16 protein-coding genes are annotated in these 18,820 nt (G+C 65.6%); 8 read left to right on the top strand and 8 right to left on the bottom strand.

Features of this window, described 5'->3' with window-relative positions:
* Positions 1-17: 17 nt before the first annotated feature.
* Complete coding sequence (gene greB / locus OEG79_RS09745) at positions 18-515, top strand: transcription elongation factor GreB (RefSeq protein ID WP_264148520.1); 498 nt, start codon at positions 18-20, stop codon at positions 513-515.
* Positions 516-567: 52 nt separating this feature from the next.
* Here greB and OEG79_RS09740 read toward each other — a convergent pair whose 3' ends face one another.
* The 5 genes from OEG79_RS09740 to OEG79_RS09720 form a co-directional block, all read right to left on the bottom strand.
* Complete coding sequence (locus tag OEG79_RS09740) at positions 568-876, bottom strand: class I SAM-dependent methyltransferase (RefSeq protein ID WP_264148519.1); 309 nt, start codon at positions 874-876, stop codon at positions 568-570.
* 280 nt (positions 877-1,156) lie between these two features.
* On the bottom strand, positions 1,157-2,176 hold the full coding sequence (locus OEG79_RS09735) for a LacI family DNA-binding transcriptional regulator (protein ID WP_264148518.1): 1,020 nt from the start codon (positions 2,174-2,176) through the stop codon (positions 1,157-1,159).
* A 177-nt stretch (positions 2,177-2,353) separates the two neighbouring features.
* Complete coding sequence (locus OEG79_RS09730) at positions 2,354-3,367, bottom strand: TRAP transporter substrate-binding protein (RefSeq protein ID WP_264148517.1); 1,014 nt, start codon at positions 3,365-3,367, stop codon at positions 2,354-2,356.
* Positions 3,368-3,424: 57 nt separating this feature from the next.
* A complete protein-coding gene (locus OEG79_RS09725; RefSeq protein ID WP_264148516.1) occupies positions 3,425-4,702 on the bottom strand; it encodes a TRAP transporter large permease in 1,278 nt (425 codons plus the stop codon).
* A gap of 49 nt (positions 4,703-4,751) precedes the next feature.
* The gene (locus tag OEG79_RS09720) at positions 4,752-5,873 is read right to left on the bottom strand and encodes a gluconokinase, GntK/IdnK-type (RefSeq protein ID WP_264148515.1); all 1,122 of its coding nucleotides are present in this window, start codon (positions 5,871-5,873) and stop codon (positions 4,752-4,754) included.
* A 193-nt stretch (positions 5,874-6,066) separates the two neighbouring features.
* Here OEG79_RS09720 and OEG79_RS09715 point away from each other — a divergent pair, with 193 nt between their 5' ends.
* Positions 6,067-8,151, top strand: a complete 2,085-nt coding sequence (locus OEG79_RS09715) for a TonB-dependent receptor family protein (RefSeq protein ID WP_264148514.1) — start codon at positions 6,067-6,069, stop codon at positions 8,149-8,151.
* 136 nt (positions 8,152-8,287) lie between these two features.
* Here OEG79_RS09715 and OEG79_RS09710 read toward each other — a convergent pair whose 3' ends face one another.
* The 3 genes from OEG79_RS09710 to OEG79_RS09700 all read right to left on the bottom strand — a co-directional run bounded on the left by OEG79_RS09710 (position 8,288) and on the right by OEG79_RS09700 (position 11,470).
* Positions 8,288-9,415, bottom strand: a complete 1,128-nt coding sequence (locus OEG79_RS09710) for an acyl-CoA dehydrogenase family protein (RefSeq protein ID WP_264148513.1) — start codon at positions 9,413-9,415, stop codon at positions 8,288-8,290.
* Positions 9,416-9,426: 11 nt separating this feature from the next.
* Positions 9,427-10,617, bottom strand: coding sequence for an acetyl-CoA C-acyltransferase (locus OEG79_RS09705; protein WP_264148512.1), 1,191 nt, complete (start codon positions 10,615-10,617; stop codon positions 9,427-9,429).
* Between the two features lie 85 nt (positions 10,618-10,702).
* Positions 10,703-11,470 carry a 3-hydroxyacyl-CoA dehydrogenase gene (locus tag OEG79_RS09700; RefSeq protein WP_264148511.1) on the bottom strand — a complete coding sequence of 256 codons (768 nt, stop codon included), beginning with the start codon at positions 11,468-11,470 and terminating at the stop codon, positions 10,703-10,705.
* 87 nt (positions 11,471-11,557) lie between these two features.
* Here OEG79_RS09700 and OEG79_RS09695 point away from each other — a divergent pair, with 87 nt between their 5' ends.
* The 6 genes from OEG79_RS09695 (at position 11,558) to OEG79_RS09670 (ending at position 18,732) form a co-directional block, all read left to right on the top strand.
* The gene (locus OEG79_RS09695; RefSeq protein WP_264148510.1) at positions 11,558-11,938 is read left to right on the top strand and encodes a MerR family transcriptional regulator; all 381 of its coding nucleotides are present in this window, start codon (positions 11,558-11,560) and stop codon (positions 11,936-11,938) included.
* A gap of 39 nt (positions 11,939-11,977) precedes the next feature.
* Positions 11,978-13,141, top strand: coding sequence for an isovaleryl-CoA dehydrogenase (locus OEG79_RS09690; RefSeq protein WP_264148509.1), 1,164 nt, complete (start codon positions 11,978-11,980; stop codon positions 13,139-13,141).
* Between the two features lie 137 nt (positions 13,142-13,278).
* Positions 13,279-14,886 carry a carboxyl transferase domain-containing protein gene (locus OEG79_RS09685; protein WP_264148508.1) on the top strand — a complete coding sequence of 536 codons (1,608 nt, stop codon included), beginning with the start codon at positions 13,279-13,281 and terminating at the stop codon, positions 14,884-14,886.
* Between the two features lie 121 nt (positions 14,887-15,007).
* Complete coding sequence (locus OEG79_RS09680) at positions 15,008-15,808, top strand: gamma-carboxygeranoyl-CoA hydratase (RefSeq protein WP_264148507.1); 801 nt, start codon at positions 15,008-15,010, stop codon at positions 15,806-15,808.
* The gene (locus OEG79_RS09675) at positions 15,805-17,742 is read left to right on the top strand and encodes an acetyl/propionyl/methylcrotonyl-CoA carboxylase subunit alpha (protein ID WP_264148506.1); all 1,938 of its coding nucleotides are present in this window, start codon (positions 15,805-15,807) and stop codon (positions 17,740-17,742) included. Before OEG79_RS09680 ends, OEG79_RS09675 begins: the two co-directional genes overlap by 4 nt.
* A 90-nt stretch (positions 17,743-17,832) precedes the next feature.
* Positions 17,833-18,732: a hydroxymethylglutaryl-CoA lyase gene (locus OEG79_RS09670; protein ID WP_264148505.1), complete on the top strand. Its 900-nt coding sequence runs from the start codon at positions 17,833-17,835 to the stop codon at positions 18,730-18,732.
* The last annotated feature ends 88 nt before the right edge of the window (positions 18,733-18,820 follow it).

Raw genomic sequence — 18,820 nt, 5'->3', positions numbered from 1 at the left:
CCTGGAACCGAGAGACCATGAGCCGCTATCGCCCTCCTCGCCCCGCCGGTACCCCATTGATCACGCCTGAAGGCGAAGCGCGCCTGCGCGCCGAGCTGCATGAGCTGTGGCATGTGCGCAGACCGCAGGTGACACAGTCGGTCAGCGAGGCGGCGGCCCAGGGCGACCGCTCGGAAAACGCCGAGTACACCTACGGCAAGAAGATGCTGCGGGAGATCGACAGCCGCGTGCGCTTTCTGACCAAGCGCCTGGAAAAGCTCAAGGTCGTCCGCGAGAAACCGTCCGATCCGAACAAGGTGTATTTCGGCGCCTGGGTAACCATCGAGGATGAGGACGGCGAACAGTCGCGCTACCGCATCGTCGGCCCCGACGAACTGGATCTGAAACAGAGCCTGATCAGCATCGACTCGCCACTGGCCCGCGCCCTGGTCGGCAAGGAACTGGACGCCGAGGTGCAGGTACACAGCCCCGGCGGCGAGAAGACCTGCTACATCGTCGAGATCGAGTATCCCTGAGGTGTTGCGGCGCCTGATACCAGGCGCTGCACAGGCCATCGGCCACGCAGACCTAGCGTCGGGTGATCAACCCCTGACGTGCCACGCGCACCAGCTCACCGACCGTTTGCGCCACTTCATCCGCACAGGGCGCCTGGATCACCGCCAGGTCGAAGCTGTCACGAGCGAAGCGGCTTAGCGACTCGCCGTTCTGCACGAACTGGATGCGAAAGGCACGCGACCCGGCCCAGCGCTTGGGCCAGCCTTCGAGATAACGCAGCAAGGTGGGTTGGTGATTACCGCCAAGCAGTACGCGCGGATTGCGCAGCAGCAGGCCCGAAGTGATGGGCGCCAGGCGAACAAGGGGTTGGGGACAAATCATGACCGCGTCTCCGCCTCGAGAATCCCGCTGGGCAGCGGTGAGAGGCGACACCGAACCAGCGCTTTAGCGGAATTTCAGGCGTTGATGACAACACCCTGAGGCGCCCCGCAAGTAGCTGTTTAAATCGGCGCAGTGCGCATCCTAGAGAAGCCAACAACAAACTGTCAAGGCGCGCTCGGGTGCCGCTTCCGTGCCTTCTGCGCCTGCGAGCAAGGTGCACCCGCTTCAGCGGGGCCTGCGCGCCGCAAACAGGTCAGATACGCAGCAGGAAGCAGTGGCGTCAGGCGCTGTCACGCATCACCAGTTCAAAACCGACGTCGACGCAGTGCTGCTTTGGCGTTTCACCACGCATCAACGTCAGCAGCATGTTCGCCGCCAGCTCGCCAACCCGGCCGCGCGTGGTGCGCACCGTACTCAACGCCGGATGCATCCATGCCGCGGCAGGCAGGTCGTTGAAGCCGGCGATGGCCAGGCGCCCAGGCACATCCAGCCCCAACTGGCGGGCTCTAAACAGCGCGCCCATGGCCAGGTCGTCGTTGTTGAAGAACACCGCATCGATCTGCGGCTGCTGCGCCAGCAGACGATCGAGCAACTCGGCACCGAGGCCGATGGACGACAACTGCGGCGTCAGCAGTTCCAGCGCGGGGTCGTAGCGATTGAGGTAGCGCATGACCTGGCGATAGCCTTCGGCGCGCTGCAAGGTACGCGGGTCGAGCTGCGCCGCGGCAAAGGCGATATGACGGTAGCCGCGCTGCACCAGAGCACGGGTCATGGCAGCACCTGCATCCATCTGCGAGAAGCCGACGCAATAATCCTCCGGCTCCTTGCTCAGTTCCATCAGTGTGACCAGCGGACAATTGCTGGCACCGAGGATTTCGCGCGCCGCATCGCTGCGCTCGAAACCGGTCACCAGCAAACCGGCAGGCTGGTGCGCCAAGTAGGAGCGCAGCAAGCGCTCGTCCTCCTCGACCCGGTAATGACTGACGCCGATCATCATCTCGAAACCGGCTGGCATCAGCACGCGCTGGATTGCCTCGACGGTATCGACGAAGACCGAGTTCGACAGCGAAGGAATGACCACGGCCACCAGGTTAGATCGCGAGCTGGCCAGGGCGCGGGCTGCCGGGTTTGGCACATAGCCCAGCGCCTGGGCTGCGCGCATTACCTGCTCGCGCAGCGCATCGGACACCCGCCCCGGCTGCGACAGCGCGCGCGAGGCAGACATCAGCGAACAGCCTGCGGCCTTGGCCACATCGGACAGGGTGACGCGTTCGGCGGAGCGGCGACGGCGTTGAGTCATAGCGCCTCCATTGTTTACCAGCGGACGATTCTATCAGCCCGACCGGCGAATAAAGCGCGGGACACGCCGCCCGGGGTAACGCCACCATGCAAGGAGTGCTACCGCCTGCGTGCCCCGCGAAACTGCGACACCACCCGGACCAGGCTGTGCGTTGCTCAGCCTGGTCCGGGCAGGCTCTTACAAAGCGGCCTTCTCGGCTTCGGCCTGGACCTGATCGAACAGTTGCTGACCGACCGTATCGACCACCTTCTGGATCGCCGGGGCGGCCTGCTCGCGCATGCGCTGCACCTCGGCGGGATCCACTTCGTTGATCTGCATGCCCTTGTCCTTCAGCTCGGCCAGGGCACTGGCTGCTTCCTCGCGGGTATCCTTGCGCTCGAAGTCGCGGGCTTTCTTGGCCGCCTCCAGCAGAATGTTCTGCTCGGTCTGCGACAGGCCGTCCCACCAGCGTTTGGACACGGTGACGATCCAGGGGCTGTAAACGTGGTTGGTCACGGTCAGGTACTTCTGCACCTCGTAGAACTTCGAGGAGAGGATGGTGTTGAAGGGGTTTTCCTGGCCGTCGACCGCCTTGGTCTCAAGCGCGGTGAACAGCTCGGAGAACGGCAACGGCACAGCGTTGGCGCCCATCAGCTTGAAGGTCTCGAGAAACACCGGGTTGGGCATCACACGCAACTTGACCCCGGAGAAGTCCTCCAGCTTGCTGATCGGGCGGCTGTTGTTGGTCAGGTTGCGGAAGCCGTTCTCCCAATACACCAGCCCGACCAGGCCTTTCTCCTCCAGCTTGTCCATCACCTGACGCCCCACCGGGCCGTCCAGTACGACATCGGCCTGTTCGGCGCTGCTGAACAGGAAAGGCGTGTCCCACACCGCCATTTCCTTGGTGATGCCCACCAGGGTCGCGGTGGAACCAACCATCATTTCCTGAGCACCGCCGATCAGCGCACTCTGCATCTGATCATCCGAGCCCAGGCTGGCGGCACCGAAGGTACGCACCTTGAGTTTGCCGTCGGAAGCCTTGGCGACCTCTTCGGCGAACAGCTTGGCCGCACGTCCCTGGTTACTGTTTTCATTGAGGCCGTAACCGAAACGAATCATGCGCGAGCGCACCTCATCGGCATGGGCGGAGACACTGGCGAGCGGGCTGCACAGCATGGCAGCGGTGAGGATGGCGAGCAGCGGACGTTTCATCGGGACTACCTCTTATTGTTGTGAATGTTGCCGGCGCACCAGCGCCGGTGGGTCAACTCAGCGCAACCAGGCCAGCGGCACGGTGACAATGGCCGGGAAAGCCACCAGCATCACGACGATCGCCAGATAGATCAGGAAGAACGGCATCACGCCGCGCACCAGAACCTCCATGCGCAACTTGCCGATACCGCCGACGACATTGAGCACCGTGCCGACTGGCGGGGTGATCAGACCGATGGAGCCGATCAGCACGAACATCACGCCGAAATACACCGGATCGACCCCGGCCTTGATCGCAATGGGGGCCAGCACCGGCGCCAGAATCAGGATGGTCGGCGTCAGGTCCAGCACCATGCCCACCGCGATCATCAGCAGCATGATTGCCAGTACCAGCAAGCGCGGATGTTCGGCCAGCGGCCCGAGCATGGCGCCGATCTCGTCCGGCAGCTGGGCCAGGGTGATCATGTAGGCCGATACGGTGGCGGCCGCGCAGAGGAACATCACCGACGCGGTGGTGCGGCTGGCGCGGGTCAGGGTTTCCATCAGGTCGGTCCAGCTCAGCTCACGGTAGAGCAAGGTGGATACGGCCAGGGCATAGACCGCCGCAACCACGGCCGCCTCGGTAGGCGTGAAAATGCCGAAGCGCAGGCCGCCGACGATGATCACCGGCAGCATCAGCGCCGCCACACCATCGATCAGCACCCGGCGCCGCTCGGCGGCACTGGCCTTGGGCGGCGTCGGCTCGGTAAAGCCACGGGCGATCAGGGTCCAAGCTATGATCAGCCCTGCGCCCATGATCAGTCCCGGCACCAGGCCGGCCATGAACAGCTGGCTGATGGACGTATTGGTGACCACGCCGTAGATCACGAAGGGCATCGACGGCGGAATGATCGGCGCGATGATGCCGCCAGCGGCCACCAGGCCGGCCGAGGAATGCACCGGATAACCCCGCTGACGCATCATCGGCAGCAGCAAGGTTGCCAGTGCAGCGGTATCGGCCAGGGCCGAACCGGACATGCTGGCCAGCAGCACGGCGGCAGCGATGGCAACGTAGCCCAGGCCGCCACGCAGGTGGCCGAAATACGCCTGGGCCATGGCGATGATGCGCCGGGAAATGCCGCCGGCATTCATCAGCTCACCGGCCAGGATGAAGAAAGGTACCGCGAGCAGCGGAAAGCTGTCGGCACCGGCCAGCAGATTCTGCGCCAGCAACTGCACGTCCCAGAAATCCAGGTACCACATCAGCACGGCCGCAGTGAGGACCAGGGCGAACGCGATGGGCATGCCGAATGCCATGAACCCCAGCAGGGATGAAAGAAATACCGCGACAGTCATCGGCAGATCCTCGGTGGGCAGTGCCCGTCTTGTTGGAATGGGGCCGGCATCATTCTGCGTGCGCCTGCGACAGCGCCCGTTGCGGCGCGTGCCGCCAGAGATTGACCAGTTGCACCACGGCGAGAATCGCCAGCACCAGCATGCTCGCCAGCACAGGCAGCATGGCCAGCACCACCGGGTAACCGACCACCGTGCTGACATTGCCCCAGCCGAACTGCACCTGATTCCAGGCGCCCCAGGCCGAGAGCAGGCTGGCCAAGGTGACCAGCATCCAGCTCAGCGAATCCACCAGCCGCTGCGCCAGCAGCGGGAAGCGATCACGAATCATGCGAAAGGTCATCAGCTCGCCACGGCGCATGCTGGAAGCCACGCCTACGAATACCAGCCAGACGAAGGCCAGCCGCGACAGCTCCTCGGCGCCCGGCCAGCCGGTGCCGAACGCATAGCGCAGCACCACGTTGGCGAAAACGGCCACCACCATGAAGGCCATCAGAACGGCCATCAGGCTGTCGGTCAGGCGATCGAACAGACGCGCGATACGTCCATCGTAGATAGGCTCGGCGCCCAGCCGGGCCGCCTGGTTAGCGCTATCAATCTCGCTATCGAGGACATTACGGACTTCACTGGAGCCCGCCTCCGAGGCATCACGGCGCACCCAGTCCTGGATCTCGGTCACCAGGGCCTGCAGGGGCAGCTGCGCATCAACAACGTACACATGCGGTTCCCCCGCCGGGCTTTCGAGGGTGGCGAACTGGCTGTCCACCAGAGAGGTCGGCATGAAATGCCCGGGCCGCGCACCGACACGCTGCACCGCAGTGGCGTGATCGATATCCAGGTGCACGAACTGCAGCCCCGGAATTGCCTGGCGCAAACGCTCGCGGTAGGTCCGTTTGAGCGCCGAGCAGGCCAGGACGAAACTCTCGCCAGCCGCCTGAGCGGCCAACATCCGTTCGCACAGCGCATCCAGCCACTGCCGACGATCTTCGTCGCTCAGCGCAATGCCGGCGCGCATGCGCTCTACGTTTTCGAGAGGATGGAAGTGATCGGCTTCGATATGGCGCCAGCCGAGCGCAGTGGCAACCGCCTGGCTGATCTCGCTCTTGCCGGAGCCACTGACGCCCATGACCACGAGCGTGGTGCGGGCAGGCAGTGCGGAAGGCTGCTGTTGCATGGGAACTCCATGGGCACCATCGAGTGGGCCGCTCATTGTTTGAGCCGGATGTTAGCGCTATCCAAATGACTCGACAACCCTCCCCGGCAACATTTCGTAGAGCATTTCTTCTGATGCTCACCAGGCGGCACTGGTCCCGGAGCGCATGACGCGGTCAAGATCACCTACCTGCCACATCGGAGAACTTTCGCTTATGCACCGGCTGAAACGCTGTGCCTGGCTGCCTACGCTGTTCCTGCCACTGGCCGCGCAGGCCGAGGAAGCTGCCTATCACACCGCCCCGCTGGTAGTCACCGGCAGCCGCTACCAGGCCAGTGGCTGGCAACTGCCCTTCTCGGTCAACCGCATCGATGCCGAGCAGGCAACGCTCGGCAAGCCCGGCGTCAACCCGTCCGAGGCGCTCGGCAGCGTGCCCGGGCTGGTGGTGCAGAACCGGCAGAACTACGCGCAGGATCTGCAGGTGTCCTCGCGCGGCTTCGGCGCCCGCTCGGCGTTCGGCATCCGTGGCATCAAGCTGCTGGCCGATGGCGTACCGCTGTCCAACCCTGACGGTCAGGGTCAGGCGGCGACCTTCGACCTCGACACGTTGGAGCGTATCGAAGTACTGCGCGGGCCGTTCGCCAGCGTTTATGGCAGCAACTCCGGTGGCGTGATCCAGCTGTTTTCGCGTGACGGCGAAGGTGCACCCAAGGTTTCCGTCGATACCTCGCAGGCCGCCTACGGCACCAGCCGCACCCGCGTCGCGGCCGAAGGCGGCAATGACAAGGCGGGCTTTATCATCAACCGCTCGCACTTCGAGACCGATGGCTACCGCGACCACAGCGGTGCCATCCTCGACAAGACCTTCGCCAAGCTGACGCTGTACCCGGATGATCTCAGCAAGCTCAGCCTGAGCGTCAGCGAGCTGGATCAGAACGACACCGAAGATCCACAGGGCCTGACCTGGCAGCAGGTGCAGAAAGATCGCCGCGCCGCTGCCCCCAGCGCCCTTGAGTTCAACACGCGCAAGACTGTTGATCACCGCCAATTGGCGCTCAATTACGAGCGCAGCTTCGCCGCCGGCACCTGGCAAAGCACGCTGTACAGCGGCACGCGGCGGGTAATTCAGTACCAGTCCATTCCCGTCGCGGTGCAGGGCAACCCGTCGCACTCAGGTGGGGTGATCGATTTCGAGCGGCACTTCCACGGCATCGGCAACCGCTGGATTCAGCCATTCGACCTCGGCAGCAGCCTGCTGACCCTGACCGCCGGGCTGGACTACGACTTCTCGCGCGACGACCGTCAGGGCTATGAGAACTTTGTCGGCAGCACCCTGGGTGTGAAAGGCAACCTGCGCCGCGACGAACGCAACGAGGTGACCAGCCTGTCACCCTATATTCAGGCGGCCTGGCAGCTGGGCAAGCTCGACCTGCAGGCCGGTCTGCGCCACAGCCAGGTGGAGTTCGAGGTGGACGACCGCTTCCTCGGCAATGGCGACGACAGCGGTTCAGTGACCTACCGCGAGCTGACACCGACCTTGGGCGCCAGCTACGCCCTGCTCCCCGAGCTGAATATCTACGCCAGCTGGGGCAAGGGGCTGGAGACGCCGACGCTCAACGAGCTGTCCTATTCAGGCCCCGACAACAGCTTCGGCTTCGACCTGAAACCGGCTACCAGCGAGCAGATTGAAGTTGGCCTCAAGGCGCGTCTGGCCAAGGCCACCAGCCTGCAGCTGGCGTTGTTCCAGATCGATACCGACGACGAGCTGGTGGTGGAATCAGCCAGCGGCGGCCGTTCGCGCTTCCAGAACGCTGCCCAGACCCGCCGCCGAGGAGTAGAGCTGGCAGTGGAAAGCCAACTGAGCGAGACCCTGCACGCCAACCTCGCCTATACCCATATCGACGCCACCTACAGCAAGGACTTCACCAGCAACGGCCGGCTGATCGAGGACGGCAACCACTTGCCGGGCATACCCGCCCGCACCCTGTTTGGCGAACTCACCTGGCAACCGCGGGAGGGCTTCAGCACCGCCATCGAAGGCCTGTACCGCAGCAAGCTCTACGTCGAAGACAGCAATACGGCCAAGGCGGCTCCGAGCTACGCGCTGTTCAACTGGCAGGCGCGTTTCGAGCAGAGTCTCGGCGCCCTGACGTTCAATCAGGTGCTGCGCATCGACAACCTGCTGGATCGCGAATACATCGGCTCGGTGATCGTCGGCGACGGCAACGGCCGCTTCTACGAACCCGGCCCAGAGCGTGCCTGGTATGTTGGCGCCGGAGTGCAGTACCGCTTCGATTGATCCGGCCAGGTCACCGCAACGGTGGATCGGTGAAGCGCGATCCACCCTACGTAGGGGGGATGTCGCCTTCTACATCCACCAATCCACCAACGCGCCGGCGCAACGGGAAACACCCTTTAATTCGCGCCGAAGCCGCCTACAGACTGCGCGCAATTACCATCCGCTGCACGTCGCTGGTGCCCTCGTAGATCTGGCACACGCGCACGTCCCGGTAGATGCGCTCGACCGGGAAGTCCTTGAGATAGCCGTAGCCGCCGAGGGTCTGGATGGCCGCCGAGCAGACCTTCTCGGCCATTTCCGAGGCGAACAGCTTGGCCATCGAAGCTTCGTTCAGGCAGGGCCGGCCGGCTTCGCGCAGGCTGGCGGCGTGATGCACCATCTGCCGCGCCACGGCGATCTGCGTAGCCATATCGGCCAGGCGGAAGGACACCGCCTGGTGCTCGATGATCGGCTTGCCGAAGGTCACCCGCTCGCGGGCATAGTCGCGCGCGGCCTCGAACGCGGCGCGGGCCATGCCCACCGACTGGGCTGCGATGCCGATGCGCCCGCCTTCCAGATTGGCCAGGGCGATGCGATAGCCCTCTCCCTCCTCGCCCAGGCGCAGCTGGGCCGGGATGCGCACCTCGTCGAGCTGGATCTGGCAGGTGTCCGAGGCGTGCTGGCCGAGCTTGTCCTCCACCCGCACCACCGAGAATCCCGGCGTGTCGGTGGGCACGATAAAGGCGCTGATGCCCTTCTTGCCCGCCTGCGGATCGGTCACGGCGAAGACGATCACCATGCCAGCATGGCTGCCGGAGGTGATGAATTGCTTGGCTCCGTTAAGCACATAGTGGTCGCCATCACGGCGCGCGCGGGTGCGCAGGTCGCTGGCATCCGAGCCGGCCTGTGGCTCGGTGAGGGCGAAGGCACCGAGCATGCGGCCCTCGGCCAGCGGGCGGAGGAAGCGCTCCTTCTGTTCCTCGCTGCCGTACTTGAGGATCGGCATGCAGCCGACCGAGTTGTGCACGCTCATGATCGTCGAGCAGGCGCCGTCGCCGGCAGCCACTTCCTCCAGCGCCATGGCATAGGCCAGATGGCCAGTCTCGGCACCTCCCCACTGCTCCGGCACCAGCATGCCCATGAAGCCCAGCTGGCCCATTTCGGCAATGGCCTCGGCGGGAAAGCGGTGTTCGCGATCCCAGTCGGCGGCAAAGGGTTTCAGGCGTTCCTGGGCGAACTGACGGGCCGCGTCCTGAATCTGCAGATCCTGTTCCGATGGCAGCATCACAAGGCTCCTCAATACAGTTCGATGGCGACGGCGGTGGCTTCCCCGCCGCCGATGCAGACCGAGGCCACGCCGCGCTTGCCGCCATGCTGCTGCAGCGCCGAGAGCAGCGTGACCAGGATGCGCGCGCCGGAGGCGCCGATTGGATGGCCCAGCGCGCAGGCGCCGCCGTGCACGTTGAGCTTGTCGTGAGTGATGGTCAGTTCGCGCATGGCCACCATCGGCACCACGGCGAAGGCTTCGTTGATCTCGAACAGGTCGACCTCGTCCAGCGACCAGTCGATGCGCGTCAGCAGACGCTGGATAGCCGCCACCGGCGCAGTGGTGAACAGGTTCGGCGCCTGTGCGTGGCCGGCGTGCCCGACGATCCGCGCCAGCGGCGTCAGGCCGCGCTCCTGGGCTTCGGACAGACGCATCAGCAGCAGCGCGGCGGCGCCGTCGGAAATGGAGCTGGCATTGGCCGCGGTCACCGTGCCGCCTTCGCGGAAAGCCGGCTTGAGCGTCGGGATCTTGTCCGGACGGGCCTTCGGCGGCTGCTCGTCGGCCTCGACCAGGTGACGGTCACGGCCGTGCGGTGCCTCGACCGCGACGATCTCGCCGGCAAAACGCCCCTCGGCCATCGCCTGCTGGGCGCGGCGCAGCGACTCCAGGGCGTAGGCGTCCTGTTCCTCGCGACTGAAGCCGTAGCTCTGCGCGCAGTCCTCAGCGAAGGTGCCCATCAACCGGCCGCGCTCGTAGGCATCCTCCAGGCCGTCGAGGAACATGTGATCGAGCACCTGACCATGGCCCATGCGATAGCCGCCACGGGCGCGCGGCAGCAGGTACGGTGCATTGGACATGCTCTCCATGCCGCCGGCCACCAGCACGTCGCTGCTGCCGGCCAGCAGTTGGTCATGGCCGAGCATCAGCGCCTGCATGCCCGAGCCACACATCTTGTTCAGCGTGGTGCACTGCACCGCCTGGCTCAGCCCGGCGCCCAGCGCCGCCTGGCGTGCCGGCGCCTGGCCCTGGCCGGCCTGCAGCACGCAGCCCATCAGCACCGTGTCCACCGCCTCGGGCGCCAGACCCGCGCGCTCCAGAGTCGAACGAATGGCGGCAGCGCCCAGTTCGGCGGCCGAAAGGCCGGCCAGATCGCCGAGAAAGCCGCCCATGGGCGTGCGCACCGCACTGACGATAACCACGGGGTCGAGTTGTTGTTTCATGAATGTCACCTGCAAATCGCGTAGCCGGATGCAATCCGGGAAATCGCTGTAAGTCCTCCCGGATTGCATCCGGGCTGCCAGTCCGTTATTTCGCTGCCATGCGCAGCGCGCCGTCGAGGCGGATCACCTCGCCGTTGAGCATCGGGTTCTCGACGATGTGACGTACCAGCGCGGCGTACTCATCGGGCCGACCCAGGCGCGGCGGAAATGGCACATTGGCCGCCAGCGAGTCGCGCACCTCCTGCGGCATGCCGGCCATCATCGGCGTCTCGAACACGCCGGGGGCGATGCACATCACGCGGATGCCGGAACGCGCCAGATCGCGGGCCGCCGGCAGGGTCAACGCGGCCACGCCGCCCTTGGACGCGGCGTAGGCAGCCTGGCCCATCTGCCCGTCGAAGGCCGCCACCGAGGCGGTATTGATAATGACCCCGCGCTCGCCCTCTGCGTTCGGCGTGCCCTTGGCCATGGCCTCGGCGGCCAGGCGCAGCAGGTTGAAGCTGCCCACCAGATTGATTTCCACGGTACGCCGGAAGCTATCCAGACCGTGCGCGCCGTTGCGCCCGAGCACCTTTTCAGCCGGCGCGATGCCAGCGCAGTTGACCAGCCCGTGCAGACCGCCAAAGGTGTCCAGGGCCTGCGCCACTGCGGCGCGGGCATCGTCCTCACGGGTGATATCGGCACGCACGAAGCGCGCTGCTGCGCCCAGCTCCTCGATGGCCTGCGCGCCGGCCTCGGCGTTGATGTCCAGCAGCAGCACCCGGCCGCCCTGCCCGGTCAGTTCGCGTGCGGTGGCCAGGCCCAGGCCGGAGGCGCCACCACTGATGAGGAATACGGAATCATCGATACGCATGCTCAACCTCTGTGCTTGTTGTTCGGTGAGATTGACAGCCAGATTTGCACAGGTTTACGTTAACGTAAAGGTAAACGAGCGAAGACCATGGCCACCACCTACTCCATCTCCGATCTGGCCCGCGAACTGGACATCACCACCCGCGCCATCCGCTTCTACGAGGAGCAGGGCCTGCTCGCCCCCGAGCGGCGCGGCCAGGAGCGCATCTATACGCCCAAGGATCTGGTGACCCTGAAGCTGATCCTGCGCGGCAAGCGCATCGGCTTCTCCCTGGCCGAATGCAAGGAGCTGATCGATCTCTACGACCCGGCCAGCGGCAACCGCAAGCAGCTGGAAACCTTCATGGCGAAGATCGCCGCGCGCCGCGCGCAACTGCAGCAGCAGCTGCTGGACATCCAGCAGATGCAGCTGGAGCTGGACACCGCCGAAGAGCGCTGCCTGGCCGCACTCGAACAAACCAAGCGTTAATAACCCTCTGCTACCGCCAACAACAATTACAGGTGCCTTATGAGTTATCCCTCCCTGAACTTCGGTCTCGGTGAAACCATCGACATGCTGCGCGACTCGGTTCGCCAGTTCGCCCAGGCCGAGCTGGCGCCGCGTGCCGCGCAGATCGACCGCGACAACGAGTTCCCCATGGACATGTGGCGCAAGTTCGGCGACATGGGCCTGCTCGGCATGACCGTGAAGGAGGAATACGGCGGCACCGACATGGGCTACCTGGCACATGTGGTGGCGATGGAGGAAATCAGCCGCGCCTCGGCCTCGGTGGGCCTGTCCTATGGCGCGCACTCGAACCTGTGCGTCAACCAGATCCACAAGAACGGCACGGAAGAGCAAAAACGCAAATATCTGCCCAAGCTCTGCTCCGGCGAACATATCGGCGCGCTGGCCATGAGCGAACCGAATGCCGGCTCCGACGTGGTGTCGATGAAGCTGCGCGCCGAGAAGCGCGGCGACCGCTACGTGCTCAACGGCAACAAAATGTGGATCACCAACGGCCCGGATGCCAACACCTACGTGATCTACGCCAAGACCGACATCAACGCCGGCTCGCGTGGCATGACCGCATTCATCGTCGAGCGCGACTTCAAGGGCTTCTCCCGCCATCAGAAGCTGGACAAGCTGGGCATGCGCGGCTCCAACACCTGCGAGCTGGTGTTCGAGGACTGCGAAGTGCCGGAAGAGAACGTTCTCGGCGCCGAAGGCCGTGGCGTGGCGGTACTGATGAGCGGCCTGGACTACGAGCGCACCGTGCTCTCCGGCGGGCCGACCGGAATCATGAGCGCCTGCATGGACGTGGTGGTGCCCTACGTTCACGAGCGTCGCCAGTTCGGCCAGTCGATCGGCGAATTCCAGCTGATCCAGGGCAAGATCGCCGACATGTACGCCGGCATGAACGCCTCGAAATCCTATCTGTACAACGTGGCCAAGGCCTGCGACCGCGGCGAGGAATCGCGCAAGGACGCCGCCGCAGTGATCCTCTACACGGCCGAGATGGCAACGAAAATGGCGCTGGACACCATCCAGATCCTCGGCGGCAACGGCTACACCAACGAATACCCGGCCGGCCGCCTGCTGCGTGACGCCAAACTCTACGAGATCGGCGCCGGCACCAGCGAAATCCGCCGCATGCTGATCGGCCGCGAGCTGTTCAACGAGACCAAGTAAGGCACGGACAGTCCCCTCTCCCCCTTGTGGGAGAGGGTTAGGGAGAGGGGCTTTGCGTCAACCACCCACCCTCTCCCCCGGCCCCTCTCCCACAAGGGGCAGAGGGGAGCCACAGCCTACAACCCGGAGTGCGCCACATGGCCATCCTGCATACCCAGATCAATACCCGTTCGCCGGAGTTCGCCGCCAACCAGGCCGCCATGCTCGCCCAGGTGGACGAACTGCGCGCCCTGCTCGCCCGCACCCATGAAGGCGGCGGCGCCAAGGCCCAGGAACGCCACACTTCGCGCGGCAAGCTGCTGCCGCGCGAGCGCATCAACCGCCTGCTCGACCCGGGCTCGCCGTTCCTCGAGATCGGCCAGCTGGCCGCCCATGAGGTTTACGGTGAGGACGTGCCCGCCGCCGGGGTAATTGCCGGCATCGGCCGCGTCGAGGGCGTCGAATGCATGATCGTGGCCAACGACGCCACGGTAAAAGGCGGCAGCTATTACCCGCTGACGGTGAAGAAGCACCTGCGTGCGCAGACCATCGCCCAGCAGAACCGCCTGCCGTGCATCTACCTGGTGGATTCCGGCGGCGCCAACCTGCCGCGCCAGGACGAGGTATTCCCGGATCGCGAGCACTTCGGCCGCATCTTCTTCAACCAGGCCAACATGAGCGCCCAGGGCATTCCCCAGATCGCCGTGGTCATGGGTTCCTGCACCGCCGGCGGCGCCTACGTGCCGGCCATGAGCGACGAGACCATCATGGTGCGCAACCAGGCCACCATCTTCCTCGCCGGCCCGCCGCTGGTGAAGGCCGCCACCGGCGAGGTGGTGACCGCCGAGGAACTGGGCGGTGCCGACGTGCACTGCAAGACCAGCGGCGTGGCCGACCACTACGCCGAGGACGACGAACACGCGCTGGCCCTGGCCCGCCGCTCGATCGCCAACCTCAACTGGCGCAAGCTCGGCCAGCTCGACTGCCGCGCACCGATCGCCCCGCGCTATGCGGCCGAGGAGCTGTACGGGGTGATTCCCGCCGACGCCAAGCAGCCGTTCGACGTGCGCGAGGTGATCGCCCGCATCGTCGACGACTCGCAGCTCGACGAATTCAAGGCACTGTTCGGTACCACCCTGGTATGCGGCTTCGCCCGCATCAATGGCTACCCGGTGGCGATCCTGGCGAACAACGGCATCCTCTTCGCCGAATCGGCGCAGAAAGGCGCGCACTTCGTCGAGCTGGCCTGCCAGCGCGGCATCCCGCTGCTGTTTTTGCAGAACATCACCGGTTTCATGGTCGGCAAGAAGTACGAAGAAGGCGGCATCGCCAAGCACGGCGCCAAGCTGGTCACCGCGGTGGCCTGCGCCCAGGTGCCGAAATTCACCGTGATCATCGGCGGCAGCTTCGGCGCCGGCAACTATGGCATGTGCGGTCGCGCCTACGATCCGCGTTTCCTGTGGATGTGGCCCAATGCGCGGATCGGCGTGATGGGCGCGCAGCAGGCCGCCGGCGTGTTGGTGCAGGTCAAGCGCGAGCAGGCCCTGCGTGCCGGCCAGGCCTTCAGCGATGAGGACGAGCTGCGCCTCAAGCAGCCCATCGTCGAGCAGTACGAGCAGCAGGCGCACGCCTTCTACTCCAGCGCCCGTCTGTGGGACGACGGAGTGATCGATCCGGCGCAGACCCGCGAGGTACTGGCCCTGGCCCTGTCGGCCAGCCTCAACGCGCCGATCGAGCCGACCCGCTTCGGCGTGTTCCGCATGTGATAACCAACTCCCCTCTCCCGCTTGCGGGAGAGGGGTCGGGGGAGAGGGTAAAAGGTTTGAGCGCCGTCTCCCCGGCCCTCGCCCATGAATGGAGAGGGCAAAGCAGATTCCGGGATTGACCATGACCGACTTCACCACCATACAGCTGGAAAAAGACCCGCGCGGCTTCGCCACCCTGTGGCTGAACCGTGCGGAAAAGAACAACGCCTTCAACGCCGAGATGATCCGCGAGCTGATTCTCGCCCTCGACGCCGTTGGCGAAGACAAGAGCCTGCGCTTTCTCCTGCTGCGCGGGCGCGGCCGGCATTTTTCCGCCGGCGCCGACCTGGCCTGGATGCAGCACGCGGCCGAGCTGGACTACAACGCCAACTTGAGCGACGCCCGCGAACTGGCCGAGCTGATGTACAACCTGCACGGTCTGAAAATTCCGACCCTGGCCGTGATCCAGGGCGCAGCCTTCGGCGGCGCGGTAGGCCTGGCCAGTTGCTGCGACATGGCCATCGGTGCCGAGGACAGCCTGTTCTCGCTGTCGGAAGTGCGTATCGGTCTGGCCCCGGCGGTGATCAGTCCCTTCGTCGTGCAGGCCATCGGCGAGCGCGCCGCCAGGCGTTACGCGCTGAGCGCCGAGCGCTTCGACGGCAAGCGTGCCCGTGAACTGGGCCTGCTCGCCGAATGCTATCCGGCCGCCGAGCTGGAGACGCAGGTCGAGGCCTGGGTGGCCAACCTGCTGCAGAACAGCCCGCAAGCCATGCGTGCCAGCAAGGATCTGCTGCGCGAAGTGGGCAGCGGCAAGCTGAGCCCGGCCCTGCGCCGCTACACCGAAAACGCCATCGCCCGTCTGCGCGTCAGCGCCGAAGGACAGGACGGTCTGCGCGCCTTCCTGGAAAAACGCCAGCCCAGCTGGCAGGAGCCGCAAGCATGAGCCACACGCACATCGACACCCTGCTGGTTGCCAACCGTGGCGAGATCGCCTGCCGCGTCATGCGCAGCGCCAAGGCCATGGGCCTGCGTACCGTGGCCGTGCACAGCGCCATCGATGCCAACGCCCGCCACGTGCGCGAAGCCGATGTAGCGGTCAATCTCGGCGGCGCCAAGCCTGCCGAAAGCTACCTGCTGATCGACAGGATCATCGCCGCCGCCAAGGCCAGCGGCGCTCAGGCCATCCATCCGGGCTATGGCTTTCTTTCGGAGAACGCCGGCTTCGCCCGCGCCATCGAAGAAGCCGGGCTGGTGTTTCTCGGCCCGCCCGCCTCGGCCATCGAGGCCATGGGCAGCAAGTCCGCGGCCAAGGCACTGATGGAACAGGCCGGCGTACCGCTGGTGCCGGGCTACCACGGCGAAGCACAGGACTACGAAACCTTCCGCGCCGCCTCGGCTCGGATCGGCTACCCGGTGTTGCTGAAAGCCGCTGCCGGCGGTGGCGGCAAGGGCATGAAGGTGGCGGAAAGCGAAGCACAGCTGGCCGAGACTCTGGAATCGGCCCAGCGCGAGGCGCAGTCGGCCTTCGGCGACTCGCGCATGCTGGTGGAAAAATACGTGCTCAAGCCACGTCACGTGGAGATCCAGGTGTTCGCCGACCGTCACGGCAACTGCCTGTACCTCAACGAGCGCGACTGCTCGATCCAGCGCCGCCACCAGAAGGTGGTCGAGGAAGCCCCAGCCCCCGGTCTGTCGCCAGAGCTGCGCCGCGCCATGGGCGAGGCGGCGGTCAAGGCGGCGCAGGCCATCGGCTATGTCGGCGCCGGCACCGTGGAATTCCTGCTCGACGAGCGCGGCGAATTCTTCTTCATGGAGATGAACACCCGCCTGCAGGTGGAACACCCGGTCACCGAGGCCATCACCGGCCTCGATCTGGTCGCCTGGCAGATTCGTGTCGCCCGCGGCGAGCCGCTGCCGATCACCCAGGAACAGGTGCCGCTCAATGGCCACGCCATCGAAGTGCGGCTGTATGCCGAAGACCCGGACAACGATTTCCTGCCGGCCACCGGCAGGCTGGCGCTGTACCGGGAGTCCGCCAGCGGCGACGGCCGCCGCGTCGACAGCGGGGTCGAACAGGACGACGAGGTCTCGCCGTTCTACGACCCGATGCTGGGCAAGCTGATCGCCTGGGGCGAGAACCGCGAGGAAGCGCGCCTGCGCCTGCTGGCGATGCTCGAGGAAACCCGGGTCGGTGGCGTGCGCACCAACCTGGCGTTCCTGCGTCGCGTGCTGGCTCACCCGGCCTTCGCCGCCGCCGAGCTGGACACCGGCTTTATCCCGCGCCACCAGCAGCAACTGCTGCCGGAGGTCGGTGAATTGCCGGAAACCTTCTGGGATCTGGCCGCCGATGCCTGGGTACAGAGCGAAGCGCCGCTGCAGCGCGCCGACGATCTCCATTCGCCCTGGGCCGGCCGTAGTGGCTGGCGCTCGGGTGGCCCGGCGGAAATCGACCTGCACCTGAGTTGCCAGGGCAGCGAGCGCAAGGTGCGTGCGCGCCAGCTCGCCCGTCTGCAGGGCGAGGAACTGCTGGCCGAGATCGACGGCACGCGCCAGCGCCTGTGCGCCATCCGCCGTGGCGACACGCTGTTTTTGCAATGGGCCGGCGAGCTGCATGCCGTCACCCACTTCGATCCCATCGCCGCCGCCGAAGCCAGCCATGTGCAGCATGGCGGCCTGAGTGCGCCGATGAACGGCAGTATCGTGCGCGTGCTGGTCGCACCGGGCCAGGCAGTCGAGGCTGGCACCGCCCTGGTAGTGCTGGAGGCGATGAAGATGGAGCACAGCATCCGCGCCGCCGAGGCCGGTACGGTCAGGGCGCTGTATTGCAGCGAAGGGGAAATGGTCAGCGAAGGCGCCGTGCTGGTGGAGCTGGAATGAACCTGCAGCACCAGGCCCTATGCTGCCGCGAGCTTGCTCCGGCCGCGGGCATCGGCGCACCCTACGGTATCTGATCATGAAGGAAACGCCATGAACCTGCCCTCCTCCGTCCGCCTGGTCGAAGTCGGCCCGCGTGACGGCCTGCAGAACGAGAAACAACCTATCAGCGTCGCCGACAAGGTGCAGTTGGTGGACGACCTGTCCGCCGCCGGGCTGCGCTACGTCGAAGTCGGCAGTTTCGTCTCGCCCAAGTGGGTGCCGCAGATGGCCGGCTCCGCCGAGGTCTTCACCGGTATCCAGCGCAAGGCGGGCGTCACCTACGCGGCGCTGACGCCGAACCTCAAGGGTTTCGAGGCCGCGCTGGAAGCCAGGGTAGAGGAAGTGGCGGTGTTCGCCGCGGCCAGCGAGGCCTTCTCGCAGAAGAACATCAACTGCTCCATCACCGAGAGCCTGCAGCGTTTCGTGCCGCTGATGGAGGCCGCCAGGGCGGCGAACGTGCGCGTGCGCGGCTACGTTTCCTGCGTGCTGGGCTGCCCCTACGACGGCGAAATCGATGCGGCTCAGGTCGCCAGCGTGGCCCGCGAGCTGTACGCCATGGGCTGCTACGAGGTTTCGCTGGGTGACACCATCGGCACCGGCACGCCGGGCAAGACCCGCCAGCTGATAGAGACGGTCGCCCGCGAGGTACCGCGCCGCCTGCTGGCGGGCCACTTCCACGACACCTACGGCCAGGCCCTGGCCAATATCTACGCCAGCCTTCTCGAAGGCATCAGCGTGTTCGACAGCTCGGTCGCAGGTCTGGGCGGCTGCCCCTACGCCAGGGGCGCCACCGGCAATGTCGCCACCGAGGACGTGCTGTATATGCTGCAGGGTCTGGACATCAACACCGGCATCGACATGGACAAACTGATCGAAGCCGGCGCACGCATCTGCCAGGTGCTCGGCAAGGCCAACGGCTCGCGGGTGGCGCGGGCGCGGCTGAGCCGATAATCCGCCTCTGCGGGCAGGGACGGCTGGCGAAGCCATGAACAGGTCGGTGCAATGGCAACAAAGGTCGTCTGAGTTAAAGGCGGGACAG

This window comes from Pseudomonas sp. Z8(2022), from assembly GCF_025837155.1.
Classification (GTDB): domain Bacteria; phylum Pseudomonadota; class Gammaproteobacteria; order Pseudomonadales; family Pseudomonadaceae; genus Aquipseudomonas.
This window is presented reverse-complemented; position numbering and strand designations above follow the sequence as displayed.